Consider the following 22,974-nt stretch of genomic DNA (forward strand, 5'->3'; position numbering starts at 1 on the left):
TTATTCCCAAGGAGAATGGCATATGCAGGAAAGCAGCGCACAGAACGGTAAGTCTCCGTCCGAGCTGATCGACGGACGGATCAAGGAACTGGGCGACTGGCGAGGCGACACACTTGCCCGGCTCCGCGCCCTTATCCGCCAAGCCGCGCCGGAAGCCATCGAGACATGGAAATGGCGCGGCGTCCCGGTCTGGGAGGACGCCGGCATGATCTGCACCGGCGAGACCTACAAGGCCATCGTCAAGCTGACCTTCGCCAAGGGCGCGGCGCTCCCCGATCCGAAGAAGCTCTTCAACTCCAGCCTCGAAGGCAACACTAGGCGCGCCATCGATTTCAAAGAAGGCGACGAGATCGACGACGCCGCACTGAAGGCGCTCGTTCGCGAAGCCGTGGCCCTCAACAAATCCAAGGCCAAACGGCTCTAGGCAGTCACCCCTCCCGCCTGCCGTTCCAACAGGATCGTCGGGTTGTCGTGATAGGTGGTGCGCAGGATTTCTCGATAGCCGTTCTTCTCGGCCACCTTGAGCGAAGCGCCGTTTTCCGGATCGATGATGCAGACGGTTCTCGCCTGCCCGAACGCCTGGTCGCTCCAGGCGACGATCCGCCCGACGACTTCGCTGGCGAGCCCCCGGCCGTGCGCCTCCGAAGCCAGCGCCCAGCCGGCTTCCGGAATGCCTTCGAGCGAAGGCTCGATGTCGCGCTTCAGGTCATGGAAGCCGACCTCGCCGATGAAGCGCCCCGTCGCCTTGTCCTCGATCGCCCAGAATCCGTAGCCGATCAACGACCACAGGCCGGCATGGCGCAGGAAGCGCATCCAGCTTTCCTCGCGCGTGCGCGGCTTGCCACCGATGAAACGGGTCACGGCGGGCTCCGCCCACATGGCGGCATAGGTGTCGAAATCGCCCAGCCGGTGCGGTCGCAAAATGGTGCGCGTCGTTTCCAGGATCGGCACGCCGGCTTCCTTTTCGATGCTCATGGCATTTCCTCAATTGAGGCGGCAGCGCTTAGCAAACCGACGCGTTTGAGCAAGGGCCAGAACGGCACGATGCATCTCCCAGCGCGGACAACGGACTGTCAGCAGATGGCGCCAACCGCGGCGAGCGCGGCTATGGGCTTTTCACCCGACGATGCTAGGTTGCGAACCGGGCACGGCCAGTCGACCGGAGGAGAAAGCATGGACACCACCGACCTTCTGCTGGCGATCGCCCATCACCTCCTGGTGTTCTCGCTGGCCGGCATCATCGGCGCCGAATTCGTGCTGGTGCGCGGCGATCTGGGGGCGGCCACGCTCAAGCACCTTGCCGGCATCGACCGCCATTACGGCATCATCGCCACGCTGATCGTCATCGTCGGTATGGGGCGCGTCTTCTACGGCCTGAAAGGCTGGGAATTCTACGTCTACAATTGGGTCTTCTGGGCGAAGATGATTGCCTTCGTCATCGTCGGCCTGCTGTCGATCGTCCCGACCATGCGCTTCATCTGCTGGAACAGGCAGGCGAGCGGCAATCCCTCCTTCGTGGTGCCCGCGGCGGAACTCGCTTCGGTGAAGAATTACGTCCGGGCCGAGGGCTTCATATTCCTGCTCATCCCGGTTTTTGCCGCGGCGATGGCGCGCGGCTACGGGGACTAGACAAAGCCGCTCTAAGCCTCGACCGGAAACCTCTCATCCAATGGCGCGATCGGCACCAGCGGCGCCGGTATGTCGGTGGTCTTTTCCTTCGACTTGCAGATGTCGGCGATGACGCAGGCCGGGCAATCGGGCTTGCGCGCCTTGCAGACATAGCGGCCATGCAGGATCAGCCAATGATGCGCATGGCGCATGAATTCGGCCGGGATGACCTTGAGCAGCCCCTGCTCGACCTGCTCGGGCGTCTTGCCGGGCGCCAGCCCGATCCGGTTGCCGATGCGGAAAATATGCGTGTCGACCGCCATGGTGTGCTGGCCGAAGGCGACGTTGAGCACGACATTGGCGGTCTTGCGCCCGACGCCGGGCAGCTTCACCAGCTGGTCGCGGTCCTGCGGCACCTGGCCCGCATAGTCGTCGATCAGCGCCTTCGACAGCGCGATCACGTTCTTCGCCTTGTTCCGCCACAGACCGATGGTGCGGACATGGTCGCCAACCTTGGCCTCGCCAAGCGCCAGCATCTTGGCCGGCGTGTCGGCCGCCGCGAACAGCGCCTTGGTCGCCTTGTTGACGCCGGCGTCGGTCGCCTGCGCCGACAGCACCACCGCGACCAGCAGGGTGAAGGCATTGACGTAGTCCAGCTCGCCCTTCGGCTCCTGCCGCTGCACGGAAAAGCGCCGGAATATCTCATGCACCTCGGCGGGCGTGTAGAGCGAGCGGGAAGCGGCTTTTCGCGGCCGCCTCGCACCGAGGCTGCTGCCGTCCGAGACGAGCGGTCGAGGCTTTTTGACAGCTATGGATTTTTTCGACTTGGGAGGCGCCATGTCCCTTCCTATAGTATCCCCTCATGAGCGACACAAACGCCTCATTCGAAGCCGACGAGCCATTTTTCCAGGCCCTGCTGACGCCGCACCGCTCGCTGGGCCGCACCGGCTTCCTGATCCTGATGGGCGCGCTTGTCTTCGGCTGGATCGTCACCGGCGCCTTTTTCCTGGCGCATGGCGCCTGGCCGGTGTTCGGCTTCTTCGGCCTCGACGTGATCGCCGTCTACATCGCCTTCCGCGCCAATTACCGGGCCGCGCGCGCCCGCGAGGAAATCTCGGTCTCGCGCACCAGCCTCGACATCCGCAAGACAGCACCGTCCGGCCGTTCGGAAGCGCATCGCTTTAATCCGTTCTGGACCAAGTTCTCGATCGCCCGCCACAGCGAGATCGGCATCACCAAAATGGCCGTCGAAGCGCAGGGCAAGAGCGTGGCGATCGGCGGCTTTCTTAACCCCGACGACCGCGAAAGTTTTGCCACCGCCTTTTCGCGCGCACTGGCCACCGCCAAGACGCGCTGAGCAGGCAAAGCAGGCGCCTCAGAACCGGTACCGCAGCAGCCTGCCGACCTTGCGCATCGCCGGGATGAGCTTCCAGAGGCCAACGAACAATCGCGCGGACCAGCCGAGGCGTGTCCCTCGCACCGGCTTGTAGGACGGGATCTCGCCGATGAAGCGAAGCTTCGGCACCGCGCGTTCCAGGTCGCGCGGATCCTCGATGGCCCAGTGGACTTCGGCGCCCGTCGCCTTGATGGCCGGGCTGAGCCGCATCAGCTTCAGCCCGAAATTGCTGTACGCGTCGAACATCAACTCGCCGCCGGCGAGATGCGCGACCAGCCGCGCGAACAATTGCGGCCCTTCATCGGCCGGAAGGTAAGGCGTCAGCCCTTCGGCCACCACCATCGCGGAGCGGTTGCGCGGCACGTCCGCCAGCCATCCCGATGCGGTCACAGACGAGCCGACCAGATGATAACGCTGGCGCGACGGATAGAGCCTGCGCCTGAGTTCGATGACATCAGCATAGTCGACATCGAACCAGTCCACGCCCGGCGGCGGATCGACCCGGAAAATGCGTGTGTCCAACCCGCATCCGAGATGCAGCACGATCGCATCCGGATTTCTGGCGAGGAAGTCCTCGACCTGGGCGTCCAGCGTCCTTGCCCGAATGGCGAAGCCGATACCGAGATTGCCGTCGACCTTGAGCCTGGAGAAATCGTAATCGATCTTCTTCACCGCCTCGTCGGCGAAGCGATCCTGGAGCAGCGAATGCGGCAGCCGGCTTTCCAGCGCCTTGCCGTAAAGCGTCATCAGCAAGGTTTCCTTCGCCCCGGTCAGATCGACCTTCTCGCCGGCCATGATTGTCCTTTTCGCCTCGAAGCCAGCTCTATCTGGGTACCGGCGGCAGGAAGGCAAGTTTCGGGTGGAGGCAAAACTTGGGAAGACCGATATTCGGGACCAAGGAGATATTGCCATGAACGCTCAGATGACCATGAATACGCGGATGAAACCGACCGCGATCCTGCAGAACGACATCACGCCGGAAGGCAGCGACTATGACGTCGTGCGCCGCGCCATCGAGAAGATCAGCCTCGACTACCGCGACCAGCCCTCGCTCGAGGTTTTGGCCGAGGAAGTCGGCGAGACGCCGACCGGCCTGCAGAAACTCTTCACCCGCTGGGCGGGATTGTCGCCGAAGGCCTTCCTGCAGGCGGTGACGCTCGACCATGCGCGCAGGCTGCTCGATTCCGGCATGCCGCTCTTGGAGACCTCGTTCGAGCTCGGCATGTCCGGGCCCGGCCGGCTGCACGACCTCTTCGTCACTCACGAGGCGATGTCGCCCGGCGACTACAAGACCAGGGGCGCGGGTCTCACCATCCGCTACGGCTATCATATCTCGCCTTTCGGCATCGCGCTGATCATGGTCACCGACCGGGGCCTCGCCGGTCTCGCCTTCTGTGATGCCGGCGGCGAGCGGGCTGCTTTCGCCGATATGTCCGGCCGCTGGCCGAACGCGACTTACGTCGAGGACATGTCCGCCACGCAGCCTTATGCCGCGCGAGTCTTCGACCCGACGCAATGGCGCGCCGACCAGCCGCTGCGCGTGGTGATGATCGGCACCGATTTCCAGCTGCGCGTCTGGGAAGCGTTGCTGCGCATCCCGATGGGCAGGGCCTGCACCTACTCCTCGATCGCGGCAAGCATCGGCGCGCCGAGCGCCAGCCGGGCCGTGGGCGCGGCGGTGGGCGCCAACCCGATGTCCTTCGTGGTGCCATGCCATCGCGCTCTCGGCAAGTCCGGCGCGCTCACCGGCTACCACTGGGGCCTGACGCGCAAGCGCGCCATCCTTGGCTGGGAGGCCGGGCAGGTGTCCTGAAACAATCGATTTTTTTGCACCCTATTGCGAAAAACCGTGTATCATAGTACAAATCGGTACAACCCAAATAAATAAACTGTTTTATCCGCAAAATGCAACCGGCGACAACCTGTGGTTATCGCCGGTTTTCTTTGAAGTTGCTTTCCGAAACTAGTTCACTTAACGCTAAATTAACCACGATAAAGGGAAGATGACCCCAAGATTGAGCCGCACCATCCGGCTCGAAAGAGGGGTCCAATGAAGTTCCTTCGCGCCGCCATGGCTGCGAGCCTGCTGGCCGCCTGGGCCGGCCAGACGGCATCGGCCGCCACCGGAAATGTGCTGTTCAACGGCACGATCACCGCGACCTGCACGATCACCATAAATTCCAACGGCACGATGACCGTAAGCAGCAATCTTCAGTCGCTGAGCTCGCACAATGCCGGCGGCTCGGCCGGCAGCGCTCAGGTCGATACCACCGGCGGCGTTTCGCTCAGTGTCGATCCGGTGACCACGACGACCGTGCCGGCCTCGGACACCACGGCCACGACATGGACCCCGACCTTTGCCACCTCCGGCGCACAGACGATCGCCGAAACCGGCACAGCGACCGCGCTGACGGCGCCGGGCACATCGACGGTCGCGGTCAATCTTGCCGGCACCAAGGGCGGCACGAACCGCTTCTCCGCCGGCAACTACCAGGCAACGGTGACGCTGCGCTGCGAATAGCCATCTCGCGAAAGGAGCGGTCCTTGAGAACGATTGCAATTCTGGCGGCGGGCCTGACCGCCGCGCTGTCTCCTGTCGCAGCGACCAGCCAGTCGATGACGCCGATGCGAGGCGAGGTGCGATCCTTCACCGATGCCTTCGCCGTCCGCGTTTTTCCGGGCAATCCGTACAACCAGCGCATACGCGTCGAGGTTCATGTCTACGACCAGGATTTCCAACCGGTCGCCGCCAGGATCACACCGAGCGCTTTCCTTCTGGCCGGCCAGGCGTCGCGCCCTGTCCTGGTGGTCGTCCCGTTCGACGGCGCGAACGAGCGTAAAGTGCGTATCTGTACCGAGAGTATCCCCTTTCCAAGCGAGCAGACCCAGATAAGGGCACAGATATGCGGAAAGTTCTTCGGGCATCGCAGGTTCTGACCCTGTCCTTGCTGCCCGTCCTGGCTGTCGTAAGTCAGGGGCTCGCCGAGGATATCCTGAACCTGAATCAGAACCAGACCGGTTTCAGCCTGCCCGGCGTGACCTTGCCTCAGGGCCAGGACGAAGTGCATGCCAGCGACGGCACGACCTGCCGGTCAGCCGTTTCCGGCAGCGGCGCCTATCTCGACCTCGGCATCATCCGGGGCAACAACAGCACCAGCCAGGCCAACAGCGACATCGCTACCTATGGCCGGGTGGTGATCCCGATCGGGCGGACGCCGAAACGTGTCGATTGCAGCCGCCTCTACGAGCTGGAGGTCGAGCGCCTGCAGCTGGAATTGAAGCTGCTCAAAATGGGCCTTGGCACCGACGGCCAGACGACGGGGAGCACGACGAGCACCGCTGCCACGGCTGCAGCAGCTTCAGCGGCTCCCGCGGCTCGCCCGGTGACGTCGGCAGGATGGGCCAATGAAGGCTGGAGCATCAGAGGCACGACCGGCAATGAGAAGAAAAAGAAACGCAAATAGCCGCACGCTGTTGGCAATGGCAGCGCTCGCCTGCTTCTGTCACCCGGCGCAGACGGCGATCATCGGCACCTGCACGATCATGATCGGCGCCTCGGGGACGATGAAATCGAACCCCTCCATCAACATTCTCGGCTCCAAGCAGGCGGGCGGGTCGAGCGCCGGCGCCACCATCACCGCAAGCTCGCTTCTGTGCACGATCCTCAACCTGTTGGACTGCTACTCCGTCTCCGCGCCGGCGCCGATCGCCTTCACTTCGGCGCCGAGCGGCGGCGACACCGACGTCACTTTCGCCACCGTCTTTCGTCTCGACGGCTCGGGGGTGGACGTACCAGGCAGCTCGCCGCAGCGGGTGATCAACGGCACCCACACCATCCAGGTCGACCTTACCGCCACCAAATCGCCCGGTATCTTCCCGGCAGGCAATTATCAGGGCACGGTGACGGTGCGCTGCGAATGATGCCTGTGGGCTCAAGGCGCCCGCAACCGGCATGATCTGGCAACCGTCGGTCTTTCCGGCTAGCTTCCGGCGCAATCAATTGCGTAAAAGCAAAGACTTGGAGTTGGTCGGCCCTCAATCGAAGGTTGGACCGCTCCGGCAGGAGGCGCTTCTTGATCATCGTCGTCGGCTCGATCAACCTCGACCTCATCGCCAATGTCGACCGCTTGCCGGAACCCGGTGAGACGGTCCGTGGCTCCAGCTTCGCCACCGCGCCCGGTGGCAAGGGCGCCAACCAGGCGCTGGCCGCGGCGCGCGCCGGCGCACAGGTGCGCATGGTGGGCGCGGTCGGCAAGGATAGTTTTGCCGCCGAGGCGCTCGCTTTGCTCAAGACCGGCAATGTCGATCTTTCCGGGGTCGGCCAGAGCTTCGCCTCCACCGGCACCGCCTTGATCCTGGTCGGCGCCGACGGCGAAAACGTCATCGCCGTGGTGCCGGGCGCCAATGATTCTGTGGTGCCGGGCGATGTCGCCAAGGCTTACCTCAAAAAGGGTGATGTCGTGCTTCTGCAGCACGAGATCCCGCTGCAGACGGTCGAAGCCACGCTGGACGCGGCGCGCGCGACAGGCGCCGTCAGCGTGCTGAACACCGCCCCCTTCCGCGCTGAAGCCGCCGGCTTCGTCGGCAAGGCAGACTATGCCGTCGCCAACGAAACCGAGTTCGACCTCTATGGCGAGGCGCTTGCGCTTTCCGGGCGCGACCGCCCTGCCCGCATGCGGGACTATGCCCAAAAGACCGGCCGCGCCATCGTCGTCACGCTGGGTGGCGAGGGCGTGCTCGCCGCCACGCCGGACGATTTCCTCACCATTCCAGCGCTGAAGATCACCCCGGTCGACACCGTCGGCGCAGGCGACACTTTTTGCGGCTATTTCGGCGCCGGCCTGTCGTCCGGCCTGTCGCTTCAGGATGCGCTCACCCGCGCCGCCGCGGCCGGCTCGCTCGCCTGCCTGAAGCCCGGCGCGCAGCCGGCAATCCCGCTGGGCAAGGATGTCGACGCGGCCTTGGCGGGCATGCACTAAGCCATGCGCCCCGTCACCAAACATGCCGTGCCGCCGGCCGGCGATATCTGCCACCTTTCCGCCGTCGAGCTCGCCGGCAGGATCAAGCAGCGACAATTGTCGGTGTGCGAAGTGGTCGGCGCCTTCCTCGACCGCATCGAAGCGGTGAACCCGCTGGTCAACGCCATCGTTTCGCTGCGCGAGCGCGCCGATATCCTGGCCGAGGCCGAGAGCGCCGATGCCGATCTGGCGCGGTGCGGCGAGACCGGATCGCTGTTCGGCCTGCCCATCGCGATCAAGGACCTCGCCCTGACCAAGGGGCTCAGAACCACCTTCGGCTCGCCGATCTTCGCTGATTTCGTCCCCGACATGGACGATTTCTTCGTCGAGCGCATCCGCAAGGCCGGCGCCATCATCATCGGCAAGACCAATGTTCCGGAATTCGGCCTGGGCTCCAACACCTACAATCCGGTCTTCGGACCAACCCTCAACGCCTTCGACCCGGCGCTCACCGCCGGCGGCTCCAGCGGCGGCGCGGCGGTGGCGCTGGCGCTAGACATGGTGCCGGTTGCCGACGGCAGCGACTTTGGCGGCTCGCTGCGCAATCCGGCCGCCTACAACAACGTCTATGGATTCCGCCCCTCGCAAGGCCTTGTGCCCGCCGGCCCGGACTTCGATGTCTTTCACGCCCAGATGGGCGTCGAAGGGCCGATGGGCCGAAATATTCGCGACATCGCGCTGCTGCTCGACGAACAGGCCGGCTATCACCCGCAGGCGCCGCTGTCGCATGCCAAGGAAGGCTCATTCCTCGACGGTTTGGGCGCGAAGGCATCCGGCGGCCGCGTCGCCTGGCTGGGCGACCTCGGCGGCCATCTGCCGACGGAACCGGGCGTGCTCGACCTGTGCGAGGCAGCGCTTGCCCGCTTCGCCGACGCATCGTTCCATAGCGAAGCCTTGGTGCCGGATGTCGACTTCGAGGCGCTGTGGCAGGCTTTTGTCACCTTGCGCCAGTCAAGCAGCGGCTGCGGGCTGAAGGCGCATTACGACGATCCGGTAAAACGCAAGCTCTTGAAGCCCGAGGCTGTGTGGGAAGTGGAGCAGGCGATGCGCCTGTCCGCGCCGCAGATCCATGCCGCAGCCGTCCGCCGCACCTCCTGGCACAAGACACTGCTTGCGCTGTTCGAGCGCTTCGACCTGATCGCGCTGCCCAGCGCGCAGGTCTTTCCCTTCGACGTCTCGACCCCCTGGCCGCGTGAGGTCGCGGGGCGGACCATGGACAGCTATCACCGCTGGATGCAGGTCTCGGCCTTCGCCACGCTCGGCGGTTGCCCGTCGCTCAACGTGCCGGCCGGCTTCGACGACAAAGGCCGGCCGATGGGTATGCAGTTGATCGGCCGCCCGCGCGGCGATTTGGGCGTGCTCAAAGCCGGCGCCGCTTATGAGGCGACGCTGCCCTGGCCCACGGGCGCGGCCTGAGCCGGTTGAGCGATCTTTGTCGGCAACGCGGGACGGCTTGCGCCGACAGCGGCGCCGTGCATTGATCCGCGGCCACCGCCGCATCACCTCTATCCCGTTCGAGGAAGACCATGTCGCTGGAACTCTACGCAACCTATGTCGTCGCCTGCATCGTCATCATCCTGGTGCCCGGTCCGACGGTCACGCTGATCATCGCCAACAGCATCCGCCACGGCTCGCGCGCCGGGCTTGCCAATGTCGCCGGCACGCAGGCGGGTCTCGCCATCATGATCGCCATCGTCGGCATCGGCCTCAACACGCTGATCGCCGGCATGGGCCACTGGTTTGAATGGGTACGCCTGATCGGCGCCGCCTATCTGATCTGGATGGGCGTGCAGATGTTCCGCGCCAAAGGCACACTCAACCCCGACGGATCGGCCCGCAAACCGCGCGGCGGCTTCTTCCTGCAGGGCTTCCTGGTGGCGATAAGCAATCCGAAGACGCTTGTCTTCTTTGGCGCCTTCTTCCCGCAGTTCATCGCGCCGCAGGGCAATTATACGCTGCAGATCGTGGTGATGGGCCTGACCGCGATGATCTTCGCCGCCATGTCGGACTCGACCTACGCGCTTGCCGCCGGCCGTGCCGGCCGCCTGCTGTCGGCCAGCCGCGTCAGGCTGATGTCGAGGATCAGCGGCAGTTTTCTCGTCGGCGGCGGCCTCTGGCTGGCGTTCTCCAAGGCGAAGTAACAGCAGCCGAAAGCCCAGACCACAAAGTACTTTTCCGCAAGCGGAAAGGCGGATTGAAAGTCAGCCTTTCCGTCTCCACATGACTCGCGAGCAGGGGATTCATGCTGGTGTCGTGGACTTATGCGAATGTGAAGAGAGACGTCCCTGGCGTGATCTTCATCATCGCCATGTTCGCTGCGATTTATGTATGTGGGCGCCCCAGCAACACCATCCCGATCCGGTCGGTCGACCCGGTTGACGCTACGGTCAAAAGTCTCGCTTGGGACGGTATCAAGACATATGCGCTGCTGCTCGAAAACGATTCGATGGTGTTCGTCCAGGACGATCGCCCGTATTTGCTAGGCTCGCACGTGGCAATCGAGCGCGTCACCCGCAACGACGGCTCCGTCTTCTACCGATTTCCAGAATGAGCGGCGGCGAGGATCGTTCAATGGGGCATACACGGATTTCGCTTCTGCATCGCCTGCTTCTGTTCACGGAAGTGTACCGTGACACAATTATTCGTGCCGCGTGCTTAGGCGTTTTTGCATTGGTCGCCGTTGGCTACGTCGCGCGGATGGAAGCCAATCCAGTTGTTGCGACGGAGCGCGTGACGGGCGTGGTCGAATCCATCAGAGTGCCGATCAATCCGAACGGCAGTGCCGGCCGCGCGCTTTACTACAGCTACGATGTCCGTCTCGACGACGACAAAGCGCTGATATTCATCGATGACGATGTTGGAACACCGCATCCCGTGGGCTCGGTGCTCCCTCTTGAACGCCAGCACCATAAGAGCGGCGCCGACACCTATCGATTGCTCGATGGGTGACGACGCACGCTCGGTTGGTTTGCTTTGACGTTCAGTTGAGCCGCCCGAGCCGCTCCACCAGCAGCGCGAAGAAGCCATCATGGTCGATGTCGCGCATCACCATGGCGTTCTTCTCGCGCTTGGTGACGCCCCACCAGTCGATCACCGTCATGCCCATGGTGAGCTCCGACGCAGTCTCGACGCTGACATTGCAGCGGCGTCCCTTGAACAGCTCAGGCTTGAGCAGATAGGTGATCACGCACGGATCGTGCAGCGGCCCGCCATCGGTGCCATATTTTTCCTCGTCGTAGCGCTCGAAGAATTCCAGCATCTCGGCGGTCGCGGTGCCGACCTTGGTGCCGAGCTGGCGGAAAGCCTGGATGCGCGTTGAGGTGGTCAGCGCCTTGTGGGTGACGTCGAGCGGCATCATCACGATCGGAATGCCCGATTTGAACACCAGATCGGCCGCCTGCGGGTCGACATAGATGTTGAATTCGGCGGCCGGCGTGACGTTGCCGCCTTCGAAAAAGCCGCCGCCCATCAAGACGATTTCCTTGATGCGCGGCGCGATCCTCGGCTCGCGGATCAGCGCCAGCGCGATGTTGGTGAGCGGGCCGAGCGGGCAGAGCGTGATCGTGCCGCTTTCCTCGCGCATCAGCGTCTCGACGATGAAATCGACGGCATATTGTTTCTGCAACGGCATGGTCGGCTCAGGCAGTTGCGGGCCGTTCAGCCCAGTCTTGCCATGCACTTCCTCGGCGGTGACGAGTTGGCGCGCCAGCGGGCGGATGGCGCCGGCATAGACCTTGACGTCGGGCCTGCCGGCCAACTCGCAGATCTTGCGGGCATTGTTCTGGGTCAGCTTCAGCGGCACGTTGCCTGCAACCGCGGTGATACCGAGGATCTCGAGCTCCGAACTGCCGAGCGCCAGCAATATGGCGACGGCGTCGTCCTGGCCGGGATCCGTGTCGATGATGATCTTTCTGGACTGGGGCATTTCAATTCCTTTTGGGAGTCTTTTTGGGCGGGGTCTAGGGCATGATCCCGAACCGGTTTTCGGACAAGATCATGCTCCAACTAAGAGCTGAAACAGGGTGGCGGTTCAACGAAACGTCATCCTGATTTCAGTGGCTTGAACTTGATCGCGCGGCGGACCATATCAAGACCATCGGGAAAAATGCCATCCGGGTTTTTCCAGTTTGTGTCGCTCTTCAGAGGACAGTGTAACAATGAGTCGAATGACGCCCTTCTCCAGCCCGCTTCTTCTGGGTTTCGATGCCATGGAAAAGACGCTTGAGCGTCTGGCGAAGTCGGGCGACAGCTACCCTCCCTACAACATCGAGCGCCTGAACGCTGCCGACGGCAACGCCGAGAGGCTGCGCATCACGCTCGCCGTGGCGGGTTTCGCCGAAAGCGACCTCGATGTCACCACGGAGGAAAACCAGCTCATCGTGCGCGGCCGTCAGACCGACGACACCGAGCGCGAATTCCTCCACCGCGGCATCGCCGCGCGCCAGTTCCAGCGCTGTTTCGTGCTGGCGGACGGCATGCGGGTGATCGCGGCGGAACTGAAGAACGGGCTGCTGTCTATCGATCTCGACCGGCCGGAGGCCGAGCGGCTTGTACGGAAAATAAACATATCGGTGAAAGACTGATCTTCGCCGATGGCTCTTTGCGAGGCGGCCAATCCTGGCGTCCTCGCGCCAAGGAGGCTTGTAATGACCAGAACTGACGAAGTGAACACCATGACCAGCGGCGAACTCGCCCATCTCGGCGAAGGTTCGGTCGCTTATCTCAGGAAAGTGTCGAGCGACGACCTGCGCGGCCGCTTCCCCGGCCTCGAGGAAATCGCTCCTGGCATGGAGCTGTGGGCGCTGTTTGCCGCCAACGGCCAGCCGATCCTGCTTTCCGATGCCCGTGACCGGGCGCTGGCGGGTGCGCTGGAGAACGACCTGACCACAGTCGCGATCCACTAACGCGACTTCAGGCCTTCGAAATGAAAGGGCCGCTCGCGGCGGCCCCCGAAGGATTCAATCCAAAAGACAGGAAACTTCAGGCCGCGTGCGAGGCCTGCGTGTCCGACAGGAGAGCGTGGATCGCCACCGCATCGCGCGTGCCCCTGATCTTGGCGACCGTATCGGCATCGCGCAGCACGCGCGCGATGCGCGACAGCGCCTTGAGATGGTCGGCACCCGCGCCTTCGGGCGCCAGCAGCAAAAACACAAGGTCCACCGGCTGGTCGTCCAGCGCCTCGAAATCGACCGGCGTTTCCAGCCGGGCGAAGACGCCCGCGATCCGCTTCACGCCGGCGAGCTTGCCGTGCGGAATGGCGATGCCGTTGCCGACGCCGGTCGAGCCCAGCCGTTCGCGCTGCAGGATGGTGTCGAACACCTCCCGCTCCGGAATCCCCGAAATCGCCGCGGCCCTCTCCGACAGCAATTGCAGAAGCTGCTTTTTGGAATTCGCCTTCAACGCCGGCATGATCGCCGGAACGCTGATGAGATCACTGAGATCCATGCTTGAAAAATCCCTTGCTCGCCTTGCCGCGCCAGTCGTCGCCCCCTCGCGCGGCCGGCTTCTTATCCCTGCGCGACTTTGGTCGTCGACGGATCGATCCAGCCGATGTTGCCATCCGGCCGGCGGTAGACGATGTTGAGATGGTCGTTCCCGGCATTGCGGAACAGGAAGACCGGGCTGTCGCTGTTGTCGAGCTCGATGACAGCCGACGCCACCGACATGGTCCGCAGCGTCATGCTTGATTCGGCGACGATGGCCGGAGCGAAATCCTCCGGAATGTCTTCCTCATCGTCGGTGAGAGGCGCCATCACGGTGTAGGCGATGTCGGTCGGCTCCTCGCCATTGCCGGTATTGCGCGACTTCAGCCGGCGCTTGTAGCGCCGCAGCCGCGTTTCCAGGCGATCGGCCGCCGCCTCGAAGGCGAGCGTCGGGTCCTGGGCATCGCCGGTCGCCTGCAAGGAAGCGCCGGAATCGAGCCGGATCATGCAGTCGGCGGAGAAACGCGACCCCGATTTGATGACCGTGACATGTCCTGAAAAACCCCGATCGAAATATTTCTCGATCGCTTCGCCGACACGGTCGTTGATGCGCGTGCGAAACGCATCGCCAATGTCCATGTGTTTTCCCGAAATGCGTAGATTCATCTGAAAACTGACCTTCCTTGCCCAGGCTTCAAACTGTTCCCGAGTTTATACCCGTGGTGCGCGCGCACAAGCTTCGCAGCGGCATGCGCGCCGATTTTAGACCCGAACTTTTCGGTTGATCACAAGTCGCCTTCTCGGCCGTCCATGGCCTTGTCTGACGGACCCATTCGCAAGCTGGCATTACCGCCCTGCTCATGCGGGCGGGCTTCTAGACACTTCATTGCGGCTTGTCAATGAAGCTTGAGAATTGTGGAAAATCAGCCATCCGGCGGGCTTTCAACGCCCAGCGTTAGCCAGCGCCCTTTTTTCCCGCCGCCGCTGCACCGATGATGGAATGTTCATGCCTTCGCGATATTTCGCGACGGTGCGGCGCGCGATATCGACGCCGCTTTGCTTGAGCATGTCGACGATGGCGTCGTCGGAGAGCACGTCGGCGGGCTTTTCCTCGTCGATCATCTGCTTGATGCGGTCGCGCACGGCCTCGGACGAATGCGCTTCGCCGCCTTCCGCCGAGGCGATCGACGCGGTGAAGAAATAACGCAGCTCGAAGACGCCGCGCGGCGTCAGCATATATTTGTTGGCGGTGACACGGCTGACCGTCGATTCATGCATGCCGATGGCATCGGCCACCGTGCGCAGGTTGAGCGGCTTCAGATGGCGCACGCCGTGGACGAGGAAGGCGTCCTGCTGCCGCACGATCTCGGACGCCACCTTGAGGATGGTCTTGGCCCGCTGGTCGAGGCTGCGCGTCAGCCAGTTGGCGTTCTGCAGGCATTCGGCGAGAAAGTCCTTTTCCGCCTGATCCTTGGCGTGGCTCGAAACGCGGGCGAAATAGACATTGTCCACCAGCACGCGCGGCAGCGTGTCGGCGTTGAGCTCCACCGCCCAGCTGCCGTCATTGGCGGAGCGGACCTCGACATCGGCGATGATCGCATCGCTGGCGCCGCCCGAAAACGCCAGGCCTGGCCGCGGATCGAGCGCGCGGATCTCGGCCAGCATGTCTAGAATATCCTCCTCGTCGACGCCGCAGATGCGTTTCAGCGTCTGGAAATCCCGCCGCGCTAGAAGCTCGAGATTGGCGACCAGCGCCTTCATCGCCGGATCGAGCCGGTCGCGGGCCGCCAGTTGCAGCGACAGGCATTCGGCAAGGTCGCGCGCGAAAAGTCCGGCCGGCTCGAAGGTCTGGCAGACGCCAAGCACGCGCGATACCGCCACGCCGTCCGTACCGAGCCGGGCCGCGATCTCATCGAGGTCGGTGCGCAGATAACCGGCTTCGTCGAGCCCGTCGGCGAGCTCTCCCGCGATCAGGCGCTCGCCCGGACTGAGCGAAGCAAGCGCGATCTGCTCGCCGACATGTTCGCGCAGCGTGACGACCGCCGCGGCCATGTCGCCGACATCGAACCCTTCCGATGATGCCGTGCCCGCGCCGCCGCCAGCGGCCGACTTCCACTGCGCCGTGAGATCCGGGCCCAGCCTCTCACTGGTGCCGGGATCGTCGGGAAACAGGTTCTCCAGGGAAGAATCGAGCTTTTGCGAGATCGCTTCCGCGCTCCACTCGGTCTCGCCCTCGAACCAGTCGCCATCGGCATCCTTTTCCGGGGCGGTCTCGCCCTTCTGGGATTGATCGCCGGTGGCATCGTCCTGCGGTTCTGCCCGCTCCAACAGCGGGTTACGTTCGATCTCCTCGTCGATGAAGCGTTCGAGTTCGACATGGGTGAGCTGCAGCAGCCGGATCGACTGCATCAGTTGCGGCGTCATCACCAGCGACTGGGATTGTCTGAGCTGCAGTTTGGCTGCCAGCGCCATGGTGTGATTCAAACGCCTCGTCTACGCATCGGACCCTTGCCGAAGCAGATTTTCCCGGCCAGTCATAAAAACTGGCCCGGCTTTTGCTTGTCAAGGAAAACGCTAGCAGGAGCGGCTTACCGGAGCGTTATCTGGTGCAGAATTCGCGCCAAACCAGTCGAAATTCACCCCAGGGAAACGTATTTCACGCTCAGAGCGTGAAACCCTCGCCGAGATAGAGACGCCGCACATCGGCATTGGCGACGATCTCGTCGGCCCGGCCATGCGTCAGCACCTGGCCGGCATGGATGATGTAGGCGCGGTCGATCAGGCCGAGCGTCTCGCGCACATTGTGGTCGGTGATCAGGACGCCGATGCCGCGCGCCGTGAGATGGCGCACCAGCTGCTGGATATCGGCGACGGCGATCGGATCGATGCCGGCGAAGGGCTCATCGAGCAGCATATAGGCCGGCCGCGTCGCCAGCGCCCGCGCGATCTCGAGGCGCCGCCGCTCACCGCCCGACAGCGACATCGACGGCGCCTTGCGCAGGTGGCTGATGTGGAATTCCTCGAGCAGTTCGTCGAGGTTGCGTTCGCGCACCTTGCGATCCTTTTCGACCACTTCCAATACTGCGCGGATATTCTGCTCGACATTCAGGCCGCGGAAGATCGACGCTTCCTGCGGCAGATAGCCGATGCCAAGACGGGCGCGCCGGTACATCGGCATCGAGGTGACATCGAAACCGTCGATCTCGATCGAGCCTTCGTCGACGGGCACGAGGCCGGTGACCATATAGAAACAGGTGGTCTTGCCGGCGCCGTTGGGACCGAGCAGGCCGACCGCCTCCCCCGCGCGCACGCCAATCGTGACGCCGCTCACCACCTTGCGGCCCTTGTAGCTCTTGGTCAGGCCCTTGGCGATCAGGGTGCCCTTGAACTTTTCCTTGTCGGCGCCGACCGTCGCCGACGCAGCCGGCCGAGCGGCCGCCCGCCCCGGAAGACGGGCAAGCAGCGATGTTACGCCGGCCATTAGTTGCTCGACGCTCCCTGCTGCTGCGCGTCCTGCTTCTGCGGCTTGAACATCATGATGACGCGAGGGCAACCTTCCACATTGCCGAGGCCGCTCTTCATCTGCACGGTGAGCTTGCAGCCCTTGAGCACGTTGTCGCCTTGCGACAGAACCACTTCCTTGCCCGAAAGCACCAGCACCTGCGTCTTCATGTCGAACTTCCCGGTGTCGCCGGTGGCGATCTGGTCGTTCGATTTGATGTAGACTTTGTTCTCGACCTCCAGATGGTCGATGTTGGCGGCACCCGTCATCGCCGACGCGCCGGCCGCCGCGCTTTTGTCGGCCTTGGGATCCTTGACGTAGTAAACTGTCATCTTGCCGGCCTTGAGCAGGGTCGGCCCCTGATTGACGGTCACATTGCCGCTGAACACGGCCATGCTGTCGGCCTGCCGGACCTCGAGCTTGTCGCTCTCGATCTGGATCGGCTGGTCGCCCGACAGCTTCAGCCCCGGGATCTGGCTGGTCGCGCTCGATTGCGCGAACGAATGCGCCGTTCCCAGAAACAGCAATGCGGAAGCAGCGCCCAGAAGCCATGCGGATTTACTGCGACGCATTCTGTTCTCCACTGTTCACCCCCGCTGCCTTCAGCGCAGCTGGATCGATGTTGACCCGCACCCGGTTCTCGAAGACCACGAGCCTGCCATTGTCCTCGACCGACATCGAATCCGCGGTGATGCGCGAACCGCCACGGCTGACGTCGACCGGATTGCTCGTCTTCATAGAGCCTTTGCCCATGTCTAGGAAGATCGATTTGAACTTCGCCACCAGGCCGTCCGTCGTCGTGACGCTGACCTCGCTGGTGAGGTCCATCGTGTTGGCGTCGCGGTTGTAGATGCCGTGCGCGGCATCTACCGAAACGATGTTGTCGGAGGCGACGGGCAGTTTGGCGTTGATGCCATCGAGGTCGATGACGGCCTGCTGGCCGACATCCTGCGTCGCCCTGGTCGCCGTCAGTGAATAGGGCAGCTTCTGCTTGGTGAAGCCGTTGAGCTTCGGATTGGCCATCACCAGCTTGCCGTCCGAAAACGCCGTGCCGTCAGCCTGCACGGAGATCGACACGGGCGCCTTGAGGTAGGAATAGACCGGAAAGGCGACGGCAATCGCGACCGCGAGCAGCGGCACGGCAAATTTCAGCACGCGCACGCGGCGTGAGTGCCGCTGCGCGCGGTTGAAAGCCTCGCCACGCGTGCCGCCTTCGGTCGCGGCAGCCGATACCGTTTCGGCATCGCTCGTTTCGTCAGATCGCGCCAACATGACTTTTCTAATGGACCTTTGTCCGCCCAAACACCGCCTATAGGTGGTATGCCGACACCTACAAGCAAGCACAAGCGAACGAAAACTGCAAAAATGTGACGGCTGCCGCCCGCAAAATCGGGAGCAATTTTGCGGCTCGGCCTGTACTTCATAGCAGATACGAACTGCTTGCGTTAATTTTTCGTCAAAGGTCGGAGTCAACGCCGAAGCTCGAAGCCGGGCCTTTCAGGAAACGGTAGCCGCGCGCAAAGGCTTGCTTTAAAAGCGTGCTTTCCCACGACCCATGAGGCTGAGAATGGCAATGAGAGCCGACGACCTGATCGACCGCCGCCGCTTGCGCCGCAAGCTGACCTTCTGGCGCGTGGCAGCATTTGTGGTTCTGGCGGCCGCGGTCATCGCCTTCTCTACCTGGTTCTATGACGACAATTTTACCGGCAGCGCGGTGCCCCATATAGCCAAGGTCAAGATCGAAGGCACCATCACCGAGGATGAGGAACTGCTCAAAAGGCTGGAGGCGATCCGCACCTCGCCGGAGGTCAAGGGCGTCATCCTGTCGATCGATTCGCCCGGGGGCACCACGGTCGGCGGCGAATCCATCTTCGAGGCCGTGCGCAAGCTTGCCGGCGACAAGCCGGTTGTGGCCGAAGTCGGCACTCTGGCGGCGTCGGCCGGCTATATGATCGCAAGTGCCGCCGACCATATCGTTGCCCGCAAGACCTCCATTGTCGGTTCGATTGGCGTGCTGATCCAGTATCCCGACGTCAGCGGCCTGATGGACAAGCTCGGCATCAAGCTGGAGGAAGTGAAATCATCGCCGCTCAAGGCTTCGCCGTCGCCCTTCAAGCCGACCAATGACGACGAGCGCGCCATGGTACGCAAGCTGATCCTAGACAGCTACGACTGGTTCGTCGGCATCGTCGCCGACCGCCGCAAGATGACGTATGACCAGGCGCTTGCCCTGGCCGACGGTTCGATCTTCACCGGCCGCCAGGCTTTGGCCAACCATCTCGTCGACGCCGTCGGCGGCGAGCAGGAGGCGATCGACTGGCTGGCGACCAAGGGCGTGGACGGCAAGCTCAAGGTCGTCGAATGGAAGGATAAGGACCGGCATGGCGGTTTCCTGTTCTCGCAGTCGATGGCAAAAGTGGCCGCCAAGGCGCTCGGCCTGCCGGATGCCGGCGGCGATGTCATCCACGAGCTTGGCGCCGACCGCTTGTTTCTTGACGGTCTCGTTTCGGTCTGGCACCCTTGAGGCGCCGTTGGTACGAGCCAAAAAAGCAATAAAAATCATCCTGATAATCGATAGCAGTGGTTTTACGGGGAACGTTCTATGATCAAATCGGAGCTTGTGCAGATCATTGCTGCACGCAACCCGCACCTTTTCCTGCGCGACGTCGAGAACATCGTCGGCGCGATCTTTGACGAGATCACCGACGCGCTTGCCGAGGGCAACCGGGTCGAACTGCGCGGTTTCGGCGCCTTTTCGGTGAAAAACCGCCCCGCCCGCACGGGCCGCAACCCGCGCACCGGCGAGTCCGTCGAGGTCGAGGAGAAGTGGGTACCGTTCTTCAAGACCGGCAAGGAGTTGCGCGAAAGGCTGAACGGCGGCAAATAGGCGCCGCGCCGGCGGGTTGAAACGGCGTCTCGGCGCTCAAAGCATGTCTCCCGAAAGTGGAGACCGGTTTTCGGGACAAAGACATGCGCGCTTCAAGAAGCCTCTCAGTGGAGATCTGATGTTCAATCGCTTCATCCTCGTCGTGGTCTTCGTGCCGCTGGCCATCATCCTGATCGCGCTCGCCGTCGCCAATCGCGGCTCCGTCGCCTTGACGCTCGATCCGTTCCATCCCGGCAACCCCGCGCTGACGCTGAACCTGCCGCTGTTCATCTTCCTGTTCCTGGCCCTGGCCGTCGGCATGATCGTCGGCAGCATGGCCACCTGGGTGAAGCAGGGCCGCTACCGCAAGCTCGCGCGCCAGCGCGGTCTCGAAGCCGAAAACCTGCGTCAGGCGGTGAGCCGTGCGCCGGCGGCGCCCAAGGGGCCGGCGCTGCCCAAGCCGACGAACTGACCAAACAGCGCCCAGGGAGCCATCGATGCTGACCATTTCGGCCGACGAGGTCGACCGCGCGCTGACCTTTCCAGGTCTGGTCGAGACATTGCGCACTGCATTCCGCGATGGCGCCGTGCAGCCGGTTCGCCACCACCATGGCGTCGAGCGGCCGGATGGCGCCGCCTCGACCCTGCTTTTGATGCCGGCCTGGACCGACTTCAACGCCGCGGGGACTTCCGCGGGCGGCCATATCGGCGTCAAGATCGTCACCGTGTCGCCTGACAACAACGCCATCGGCAAGCCGGCGGTGATGGGCCTCTATCTTCTGCTCGACGGCGTCACCGGCGAGCCGCAGGCGCTGATCGACGGCCAGCGGCTGACGCAGTGGCGCACGACCTGCGCCTCGGCGCTCGCTGCCTCCTATCTCGCCCGCAAGAATGCCTCGCGGCTTCTGGTGATCGGCGCCGGCGCGCTGTCGCCCTTCCTCGCCAAGGCGCATTCGGCGGTGCGGCCGATCACCTCCATCCGCATCTGGAACCGCACGCCGGCCAACGCCGAAAAGGTCGCCGCCGCCTTGCGCGCCGAAGGCCTCCCGGCAAGTGCCGCCGGCGATCTCGATGCGGAGCTTGCCGAGGCCGACATCGTCGCCTCGGCGACGATCTCGAGCACGCCGCTGGTCAAGGGCGCGCTACTGAAGCCCGGCGCGCACGTCGATCTCGTCGGCGGCTTCACACCAACGATGCGCGAGAGCGACGACGACGCGATCAAGCGCGCCCGTGTTTATGTCGACACCCGCGCCGGCGCCACCAAGGAGGCTGGCGACATCGTCCAGCCGCTGGCCTCCGGCGTGCTGAAGCCGGACGCGATCATCGCCGACCTGCACGAGCTTGCACGCGGCGAGAAGCAGGGCCGGCAGAACGACAGCGAGATCACCCTTTTCAAGTCGGTCGGCGCCGCGCTCGAAGACCTCGCCGCCGGCATCGCCGTCTACAAGGCGCTCAAGTAGCAGCCGTCTCCAGCCTTGAGCATGATCCCGAAAAGTGGGAACCGGTTTTCGGGGTCATGATCCAACGAAGAGTTAGATCAGGATGACGATTCACCGAAACGTCATCCTGATCTGGCGTCCATCGTTTCGCCGATCAGCCGGAAATCACGTTCGCTGATCTCGAGCAGGCCGAAGCGCAGCTGGTAGCCCCAGCTCGGCTTGCCGGCGGTGAAGTCCAGCCTGTCGAGCAGCGGCTTGATCGGTGCTTCCCTGGCGTCGCACCAGTCGACGTCGCGCCGCGCGGGCGTGAAACCACCGCCCATGACGCCCTCATAGACGTCCCCTTGCCGGACCGTTCCGATCGCCGTGAAGGATTGCAGCCCGTCCTTCTCGCCGAGCACGGTGCTCGGCGAGTAGTAGACGATGCCGTCGCCCGGCTTGATGCGGCGGAGCGGCGCCGCCTTGCCGTGGTTGACCTGCATGAAGCCATTCTTGCGGCCGATCCGCACATGTTCGGCCGATGCGACGGCGACCCAGGAGGCGCTCATCCCTGCACTCCCTCGAACGGCCAGTAGACGCGCAGGCGATGGTTGTCGGGATCGAGCGCGACGAAGGTGCGGCCGAAATCGAGATCGGTCGGCGCCTGCAGGATGTTCAGGCCTCTGCCGATCCAACCCGCATGCGTGGCATCGACCGCCGCCGCATTCTCGACCGCGAGCACCAGCTCGCCGCCACCGCGTGCTGCCGCCGCGGCAGGTTCAACCGTATGACGCGACCACAGGCCAAGTTTGAAGCCCTTGTCGAGCACGAACATCACGAAGGTCGGCGAGGCTTCGACCGGCTCGTGTCCAAGCAACGAGGCGTAGAACGCACCGCTCTTTTCCGGGCTGTCGACATAGAGGATGACGAAATTCGGCGTGGTCATATCTGATCTCCAAAGTCTGTCTGAACCTTGGTGACCATACGCACGACCACTGTCAAATTCTGGCAGCAGCGATCAGCCAGAAGTTTCCGTCGCGCCGTTCTGGCCGGGCGCGCCGAGCGTCGCACGCCACTCTTTCAGCATGACTTGCCGGCGGCGCGGATAGCGGATGGCGGTGGCCGTCAGGCCGGACATCCGGTCGGCGCGGAAATGCCGGAAATCCTGGCGCATCTCGCACCATGCCACCATCACCCGCACCTTGTCGAAGAAGCTGAGGGCGAAGGGCCAGACTAGGCGCTCGGAAGCCGAACCGCCGGCATCGCGATAGAGGAAGCCGAGCTTATGCTCGTCGCGGATCGCCTGCCGCACGACACCGAGGTCGATGGCTTCGGCGCTTTCCGAACGCGGCCCGACGAGCAGCGTCGTCGCGTCGAGATCCTCGCGCAGATCGTCCGGCAGCACCGCCGCGATCTTTGCCAGCGCATCCGTCGCGGCAGTGGCCAACCTTTTGTCCGGCTGCTTTGCCACCCAGCGCGAGCCGAGCACGATCGCCTCGATCTCCTCGTCGGTGAACATCAGCGGCGGCAGCATGAAGCCCGGCTTCAGCACATAACCAAGCCCGGCCTCGCCTTCGATCGGCGCGCCTTGCCCCTGCAGCGTCGCGATGTCGCGATAGAGCGTGCGGATCGACACGCCCATCTCGTCCGCGAGCGTATGGCCGCTCACCGGCCGTCGGTGGCGGCGCAGTATCTGGATCAGGTCGAGCAGGCGTTCCGAACGGGACATCGCGTTTACGATAG

The 22,974-nt window shown here is 63.6% G+C and carries 32 protein-coding genes; 19 read left to right on the forward strand and 13 right to left on the reverse strand.

Annotated features, from left to right (window positions below; all coding sequences use genetic code 11):
- Positions 1 to 22 precede the first annotated feature (22 nt).
- On the forward strand, positions 23 to 424 hold the full coding sequence (locus DPM33_RS06575) for a DUF1801 domain-containing protein (protein WP_112096571.1): 402 nt from the start codon (positions 23 to 25) through the stop codon (positions 422 to 424).
- Here DPM33_RS06575 and DPM33_RS06580 read toward each other — a convergent pair.
- The gene (locus tag DPM33_RS06580) at positions 421 to 975 is read right to left on the reverse strand and encodes a GNAT family N-acetyltransferase (protein ID WP_112096572.1); all 555 of its coding nucleotides are present in this window, start codon (positions 973 to 975) and stop codon (positions 421 to 423) included. The genes DPM33_RS06575 and DPM33_RS06580 overlap by 4 nt on opposite strands.
- A gap of 198 nt (positions 976 to 1,173) precedes the next feature.
- On the opposite strand from DPM33_RS06580, the gene DPM33_RS06585 reads away from it, so the two are divergent.
- Positions 1,174 to 1,629 carry a DUF2214 family protein gene (locus DPM33_RS06585; RefSeq protein ID WP_112096573.1) on the forward strand — a complete coding sequence of 152 codons (456 nt, stop codon included), beginning with the start codon at positions 1,174 to 1,176 and terminating at the stop codon, positions 1,627 to 1,629.
- Positions 1,630 to 1,640: 11 nt separating this feature from the next.
- Here DPM33_RS06585 and nth read toward each other — a convergent pair whose 3' ends face one another.
- Positions 1,641 to 2,447 (reverse strand): endonuclease III, encoded by an 807-nt coding sequence (gene nth, locus DPM33_RS06590; protein ID WP_112096574.1) that lies wholly within the window; start codon positions 2,445 to 2,447, stop codon positions 1,641 to 1,643.
- 23 nt (positions 2,448 to 2,470) lie between these two features.
- On the opposite strand from nth, the gene DPM33_RS06595 reads away from it, so the two are divergent.
- Positions 2,471 to 2,965: a DUF2244 domain-containing protein gene (locus tag DPM33_RS06595; protein WP_112096575.1), complete on the forward strand. Its 495-nt coding sequence runs from the start codon at positions 2,471 to 2,473 to the stop codon at positions 2,963 to 2,965.
- Between the two features lie 18 nt (positions 2,966 to 2,983).
- Here DPM33_RS06595 and DPM33_RS06600 read toward each other — a convergent pair whose 3' ends face one another.
- Positions 2,984 to 3,799 carry a class I SAM-dependent methyltransferase gene (locus DPM33_RS06600; protein ID WP_112096576.1) on the reverse strand — a complete coding sequence of 272 codons (816 nt, stop codon included), beginning with the start codon at positions 3,797 to 3,799 and terminating at the stop codon, positions 2,984 to 2,986.
- A 115-nt stretch (positions 3,800 to 3,914) separates the two neighbouring features.
- Between DPM33_RS06600 and DPM33_RS06605 the strand changes: the two genes are divergently transcribed.
- The 10 genes from DPM33_RS06605 to DPM33_RS06650 all read left to right on the forward strand — a co-directional run bounded on the left by DPM33_RS06605 (position 3,915) and on the right by DPM33_RS06650 (position 10,971).
- Positions 3,915 to 4,817, forward strand: a complete 903-nt coding sequence (locus tag DPM33_RS06605) for a methylated-DNA--[protein]-cysteine S-methyltransferase (RefSeq protein WP_167448971.1) — start codon at positions 3,915 to 3,917, stop codon at positions 4,815 to 4,817.
- A gap of 237 nt (positions 4,818 to 5,054) precedes the next feature.
- The gene (locus DPM33_RS06610; protein ID WP_112096577.1) at positions 5,055 to 5,525 is read left to right on the forward strand and encodes a hypothetical protein; all 471 of its coding nucleotides are present in this window, start codon (positions 5,055 to 5,057) and stop codon (positions 5,523 to 5,525) included.
- A 23-nt stretch (positions 5,526 to 5,548) separates the two neighbouring features.
- Positions 5,549 to 5,941 carry a PDZ domain-containing protein gene (locus DPM33_RS06615; protein ID WP_112096578.1) on the forward strand — a complete coding sequence of 131 codons (393 nt, stop codon included), beginning with the start codon at positions 5,549 to 5,551 and terminating at the stop codon, positions 5,939 to 5,941.
- Positions 5,908 to 6,468 carry a hypothetical protein gene (locus tag DPM33_RS06620; RefSeq protein WP_112096579.1) on the forward strand — a complete coding sequence of 187 codons (561 nt, stop codon included), beginning with the start codon at positions 5,908 to 5,910 and terminating at the stop codon, positions 6,466 to 6,468. Before DPM33_RS06615 ends, DPM33_RS06620 begins: the two co-directional genes overlap by 34 nt.
- Positions 6,443 to 6,925 carry a hypothetical protein gene (locus tag DPM33_RS06625; protein WP_167448972.1) on the forward strand — a complete coding sequence of 161 codons (483 nt, stop codon included), beginning with the start codon at positions 6,443 to 6,445 and terminating at the stop codon, positions 6,923 to 6,925. The genes DPM33_RS06620 and DPM33_RS06625 overlap by 26 nt, the downstream gene beginning before the upstream one ends.
- Before the next feature lie 152 nt (positions 6,926 to 7,077).
- Positions 7,078 to 7,983, forward strand: a complete 906-nt coding sequence (locus tag DPM33_RS06630; RefSeq protein ID WP_112096581.1) for a ribokinase — start codon at positions 7,078 to 7,080, stop codon at positions 7,981 to 7,983.
- A gap of 3 nt (positions 7,984 to 7,986) precedes the next feature.
- Positions 7,987 to 9,438: an amidase gene (locus DPM33_RS06635; protein WP_112096582.1), complete on the forward strand. Its 1,452-nt coding sequence runs from the start codon at positions 7,987 to 7,989 to the stop codon at positions 9,436 to 9,438.
- A gap of 110 nt (positions 9,439 to 9,548) precedes the next feature.
- Entirely contained in the window at positions 9,549 to 10,163 is a 615-nt protein-coding gene (locus tag DPM33_RS06640) for a LysE family translocator (protein ID WP_112096583.1), read from the forward strand.
- A gap of 101 nt (positions 10,164 to 10,264) precedes the next feature.
- Complete coding sequence (locus tag DPM33_RS06645) at positions 10,265 to 10,573, forward strand: hypothetical protein (protein ID WP_112096584.1); 309 nt, start codon at positions 10,265 to 10,267, stop codon at positions 10,571 to 10,573.
- Complete coding sequence (locus DPM33_RS06650; protein WP_167448973.1) at positions 10,570 to 10,971, forward strand: hypothetical protein; 402 nt, start codon at positions 10,570 to 10,572, stop codon at positions 10,969 to 10,971. The genes DPM33_RS06645 and DPM33_RS06650 overlap by 4 nt, the downstream gene beginning before the upstream one ends.
- A gap of 31 nt (positions 10,972 to 11,002) precedes the next feature.
- Here DPM33_RS06650 and DPM33_RS06655 read toward each other — a convergent pair whose 3' ends face one another.
- Complete coding sequence (locus tag DPM33_RS06655) at positions 11,003 to 11,947, reverse strand: nucleoside hydrolase (RefSeq protein WP_112096585.1); 945 nt, start codon at positions 11,945 to 11,947, stop codon at positions 11,003 to 11,005.
- Between the two features lie 232 nt (positions 11,948 to 12,179).
- Here DPM33_RS06655 and DPM33_RS06660 point away from each other — a divergent pair, with 232 nt between their 5' ends.
- Both DPM33_RS06660 and DPM33_RS06665 read left to right on the forward strand, forming a co-directional pair.
- Complete coding sequence (locus tag DPM33_RS06660) at positions 12,180 to 12,605, forward strand: Hsp20 family protein (RefSeq protein WP_112096586.1); 426 nt, start codon at positions 12,180 to 12,182, stop codon at positions 12,603 to 12,605.
- Between the two features lie 63 nt (positions 12,606 to 12,668).
- The gene (locus tag DPM33_RS06665; RefSeq protein WP_112096587.1) at positions 12,669 to 12,926 is read left to right on the forward strand and encodes a BQ00720 family protein; all 258 of its coding nucleotides are present in this window, start codon (positions 12,669 to 12,671) and stop codon (positions 12,924 to 12,926) included.
- Between the two features lie 76 nt (positions 12,927 to 13,002).
- On the opposite strand, the gene ptsN is transcribed toward DPM33_RS06665, so the two are convergent.
- From ptsN to lptC, 6 genes are all read right to left on the reverse strand, one after another.
- Entirely contained in the window at positions 13,003 to 13,467 is a 465-nt protein-coding gene (ptsN, locus tag DPM33_RS06670) for a PTS IIA-like nitrogen regulatory protein PtsN (protein WP_042641064.1), read from the reverse strand.
- Between the two features lie 62 nt (positions 13,468 to 13,529).
- Positions 13,530 to 14,111 (reverse strand): ribosome hibernation-promoting factor, HPF/YfiA family, encoded by a 582-nt coding sequence (gene hpf / locus DPM33_RS06675; RefSeq protein WP_112096588.1) that lies wholly within the window; start codon positions 14,109 to 14,111, stop codon positions 13,530 to 13,532.
- Positions 14,112 to 14,387: 276 nt separating this feature from the next.
- Positions 14,388 to 15,917, reverse strand: coding sequence for an RNA polymerase factor sigma-54 (rpoN, locus tag DPM33_RS06680; RefSeq protein WP_112096589.1), 1,530 nt, complete (start codon positions 15,915 to 15,917; stop codon positions 14,388 to 14,390).
- 190 nt (positions 15,918 to 16,107) lie between these two features.
- Positions 16,108 to 16,926 carry an LPS export ABC transporter ATP-binding protein gene (lptB, locus tag DPM33_RS06685; protein ID WP_112096590.1) on the reverse strand — a complete coding sequence of 273 codons (819 nt, stop codon included), beginning with the start codon at positions 16,924 to 16,926 and terminating at the stop codon, positions 16,108 to 16,110.
- Complete coding sequence (locus tag DPM33_RS06690) at positions 16,926 to 17,519, reverse strand: LptA/OstA family protein (protein ID WP_112096591.1); 594 nt, start codon at positions 17,517 to 17,519, stop codon at positions 16,926 to 16,928. Before DPM33_RS06690 ends, lptB begins: the two co-directional genes overlap by 1 nt.
- A complete protein-coding gene (gene lptC / locus DPM33_RS06695) occupies positions 17,506 to 18,219 on the reverse strand; it encodes an LPS export ABC transporter periplasmic protein LptC (protein ID WP_112096592.1) in 714 nt (237 codons plus the stop codon). Before lptC ends, DPM33_RS06690 begins: the two co-directional genes overlap by 14 nt.
- Positions 18,220 to 18,514: 295 nt before the next feature.
- On the opposite strand from lptC, the gene sppA reads away from it, so the two are divergent.
- The 4 genes from sppA to lhpI all read left to right on the forward strand — a co-directional run bounded on the left by sppA (position 18,515) and on the right by lhpI (position 21,273).
- On the forward strand, positions 18,515 to 19,471 hold the full coding sequence (sppA, locus tag DPM33_RS06700; RefSeq protein ID WP_112096593.1) for a signal peptide peptidase SppA: 957 nt from the start codon (positions 18,515 to 18,517) through the stop codon (positions 19,469 to 19,471).
- A gap of 78 nt (positions 19,472 to 19,549) precedes the next feature.
- Complete coding sequence (locus tag DPM33_RS06705) at positions 19,550 to 19,834, forward strand: integration host factor subunit beta (protein ID WP_027165368.1); 285 nt, start codon at positions 19,550 to 19,552, stop codon at positions 19,832 to 19,834.
- Between the two features lie 118 nt (positions 19,835 to 19,952).
- A complete protein-coding gene (locus DPM33_RS06710; RefSeq protein WP_112096594.1) occupies positions 19,953 to 20,285 on the forward strand; it encodes a DUF1049 domain-containing protein in 333 nt (110 codons plus the stop codon).
- Positions 20,286 to 20,310: 25 nt separating this feature from the next.
- Entirely contained in the window at positions 20,311 to 21,273 is a 963-nt protein-coding gene (gene lhpI, locus DPM33_RS06715) for a bifunctional Delta(1)-pyrroline-2-carboxylate/Delta(1)-piperideine-2-carboxylate reductase (protein ID WP_112096595.1), read from the forward strand.
- 101 nt (positions 21,274 to 21,374) lie between these two features.
- Here lhpI and DPM33_RS06720 read toward each other — a convergent pair whose 3' ends face one another.
- From DPM33_RS06720 to DPM33_RS06730, 3 genes are all read right to left on the reverse strand, one after another.
- Positions 21,375 to 21,800: an EVE domain-containing protein gene (locus tag DPM33_RS06720; RefSeq protein WP_112096596.1), complete on the reverse strand. Its 426-nt coding sequence runs from the start codon at positions 21,798 to 21,800 to the stop codon at positions 21,375 to 21,377.
- Positions 21,797 to 22,177 (reverse strand): VOC family protein, encoded by a 381-nt coding sequence (locus DPM33_RS06725; RefSeq protein ID WP_112096597.1) that lies wholly within the window; start codon positions 22,175 to 22,177, stop codon positions 21,797 to 21,799. The genes DPM33_RS06720 and DPM33_RS06725 overlap by 4 nt, the downstream gene beginning before the upstream one ends.
- 72 nt (positions 22,178 to 22,249) lie before the next feature.
- Positions 22,250 to 22,960: a helix-turn-helix transcriptional regulator gene (locus tag DPM33_RS06730; RefSeq protein ID WP_112096598.1), complete on the reverse strand. Its 711-nt coding sequence runs from the start codon at positions 22,958 to 22,960 to the stop codon at positions 22,250 to 22,252.
- Positions 22,961 to 22,974 lie beyond the last annotated feature (14 nt).

Source organism: Mesorhizobium hawassense (assembly GCF_003289945.1).
Lineage (GTDB): Bacteria > Pseudomonadota > Alphaproteobacteria > Rhizobiales > Rhizobiaceae > Mesorhizobium > Mesorhizobium hawassense.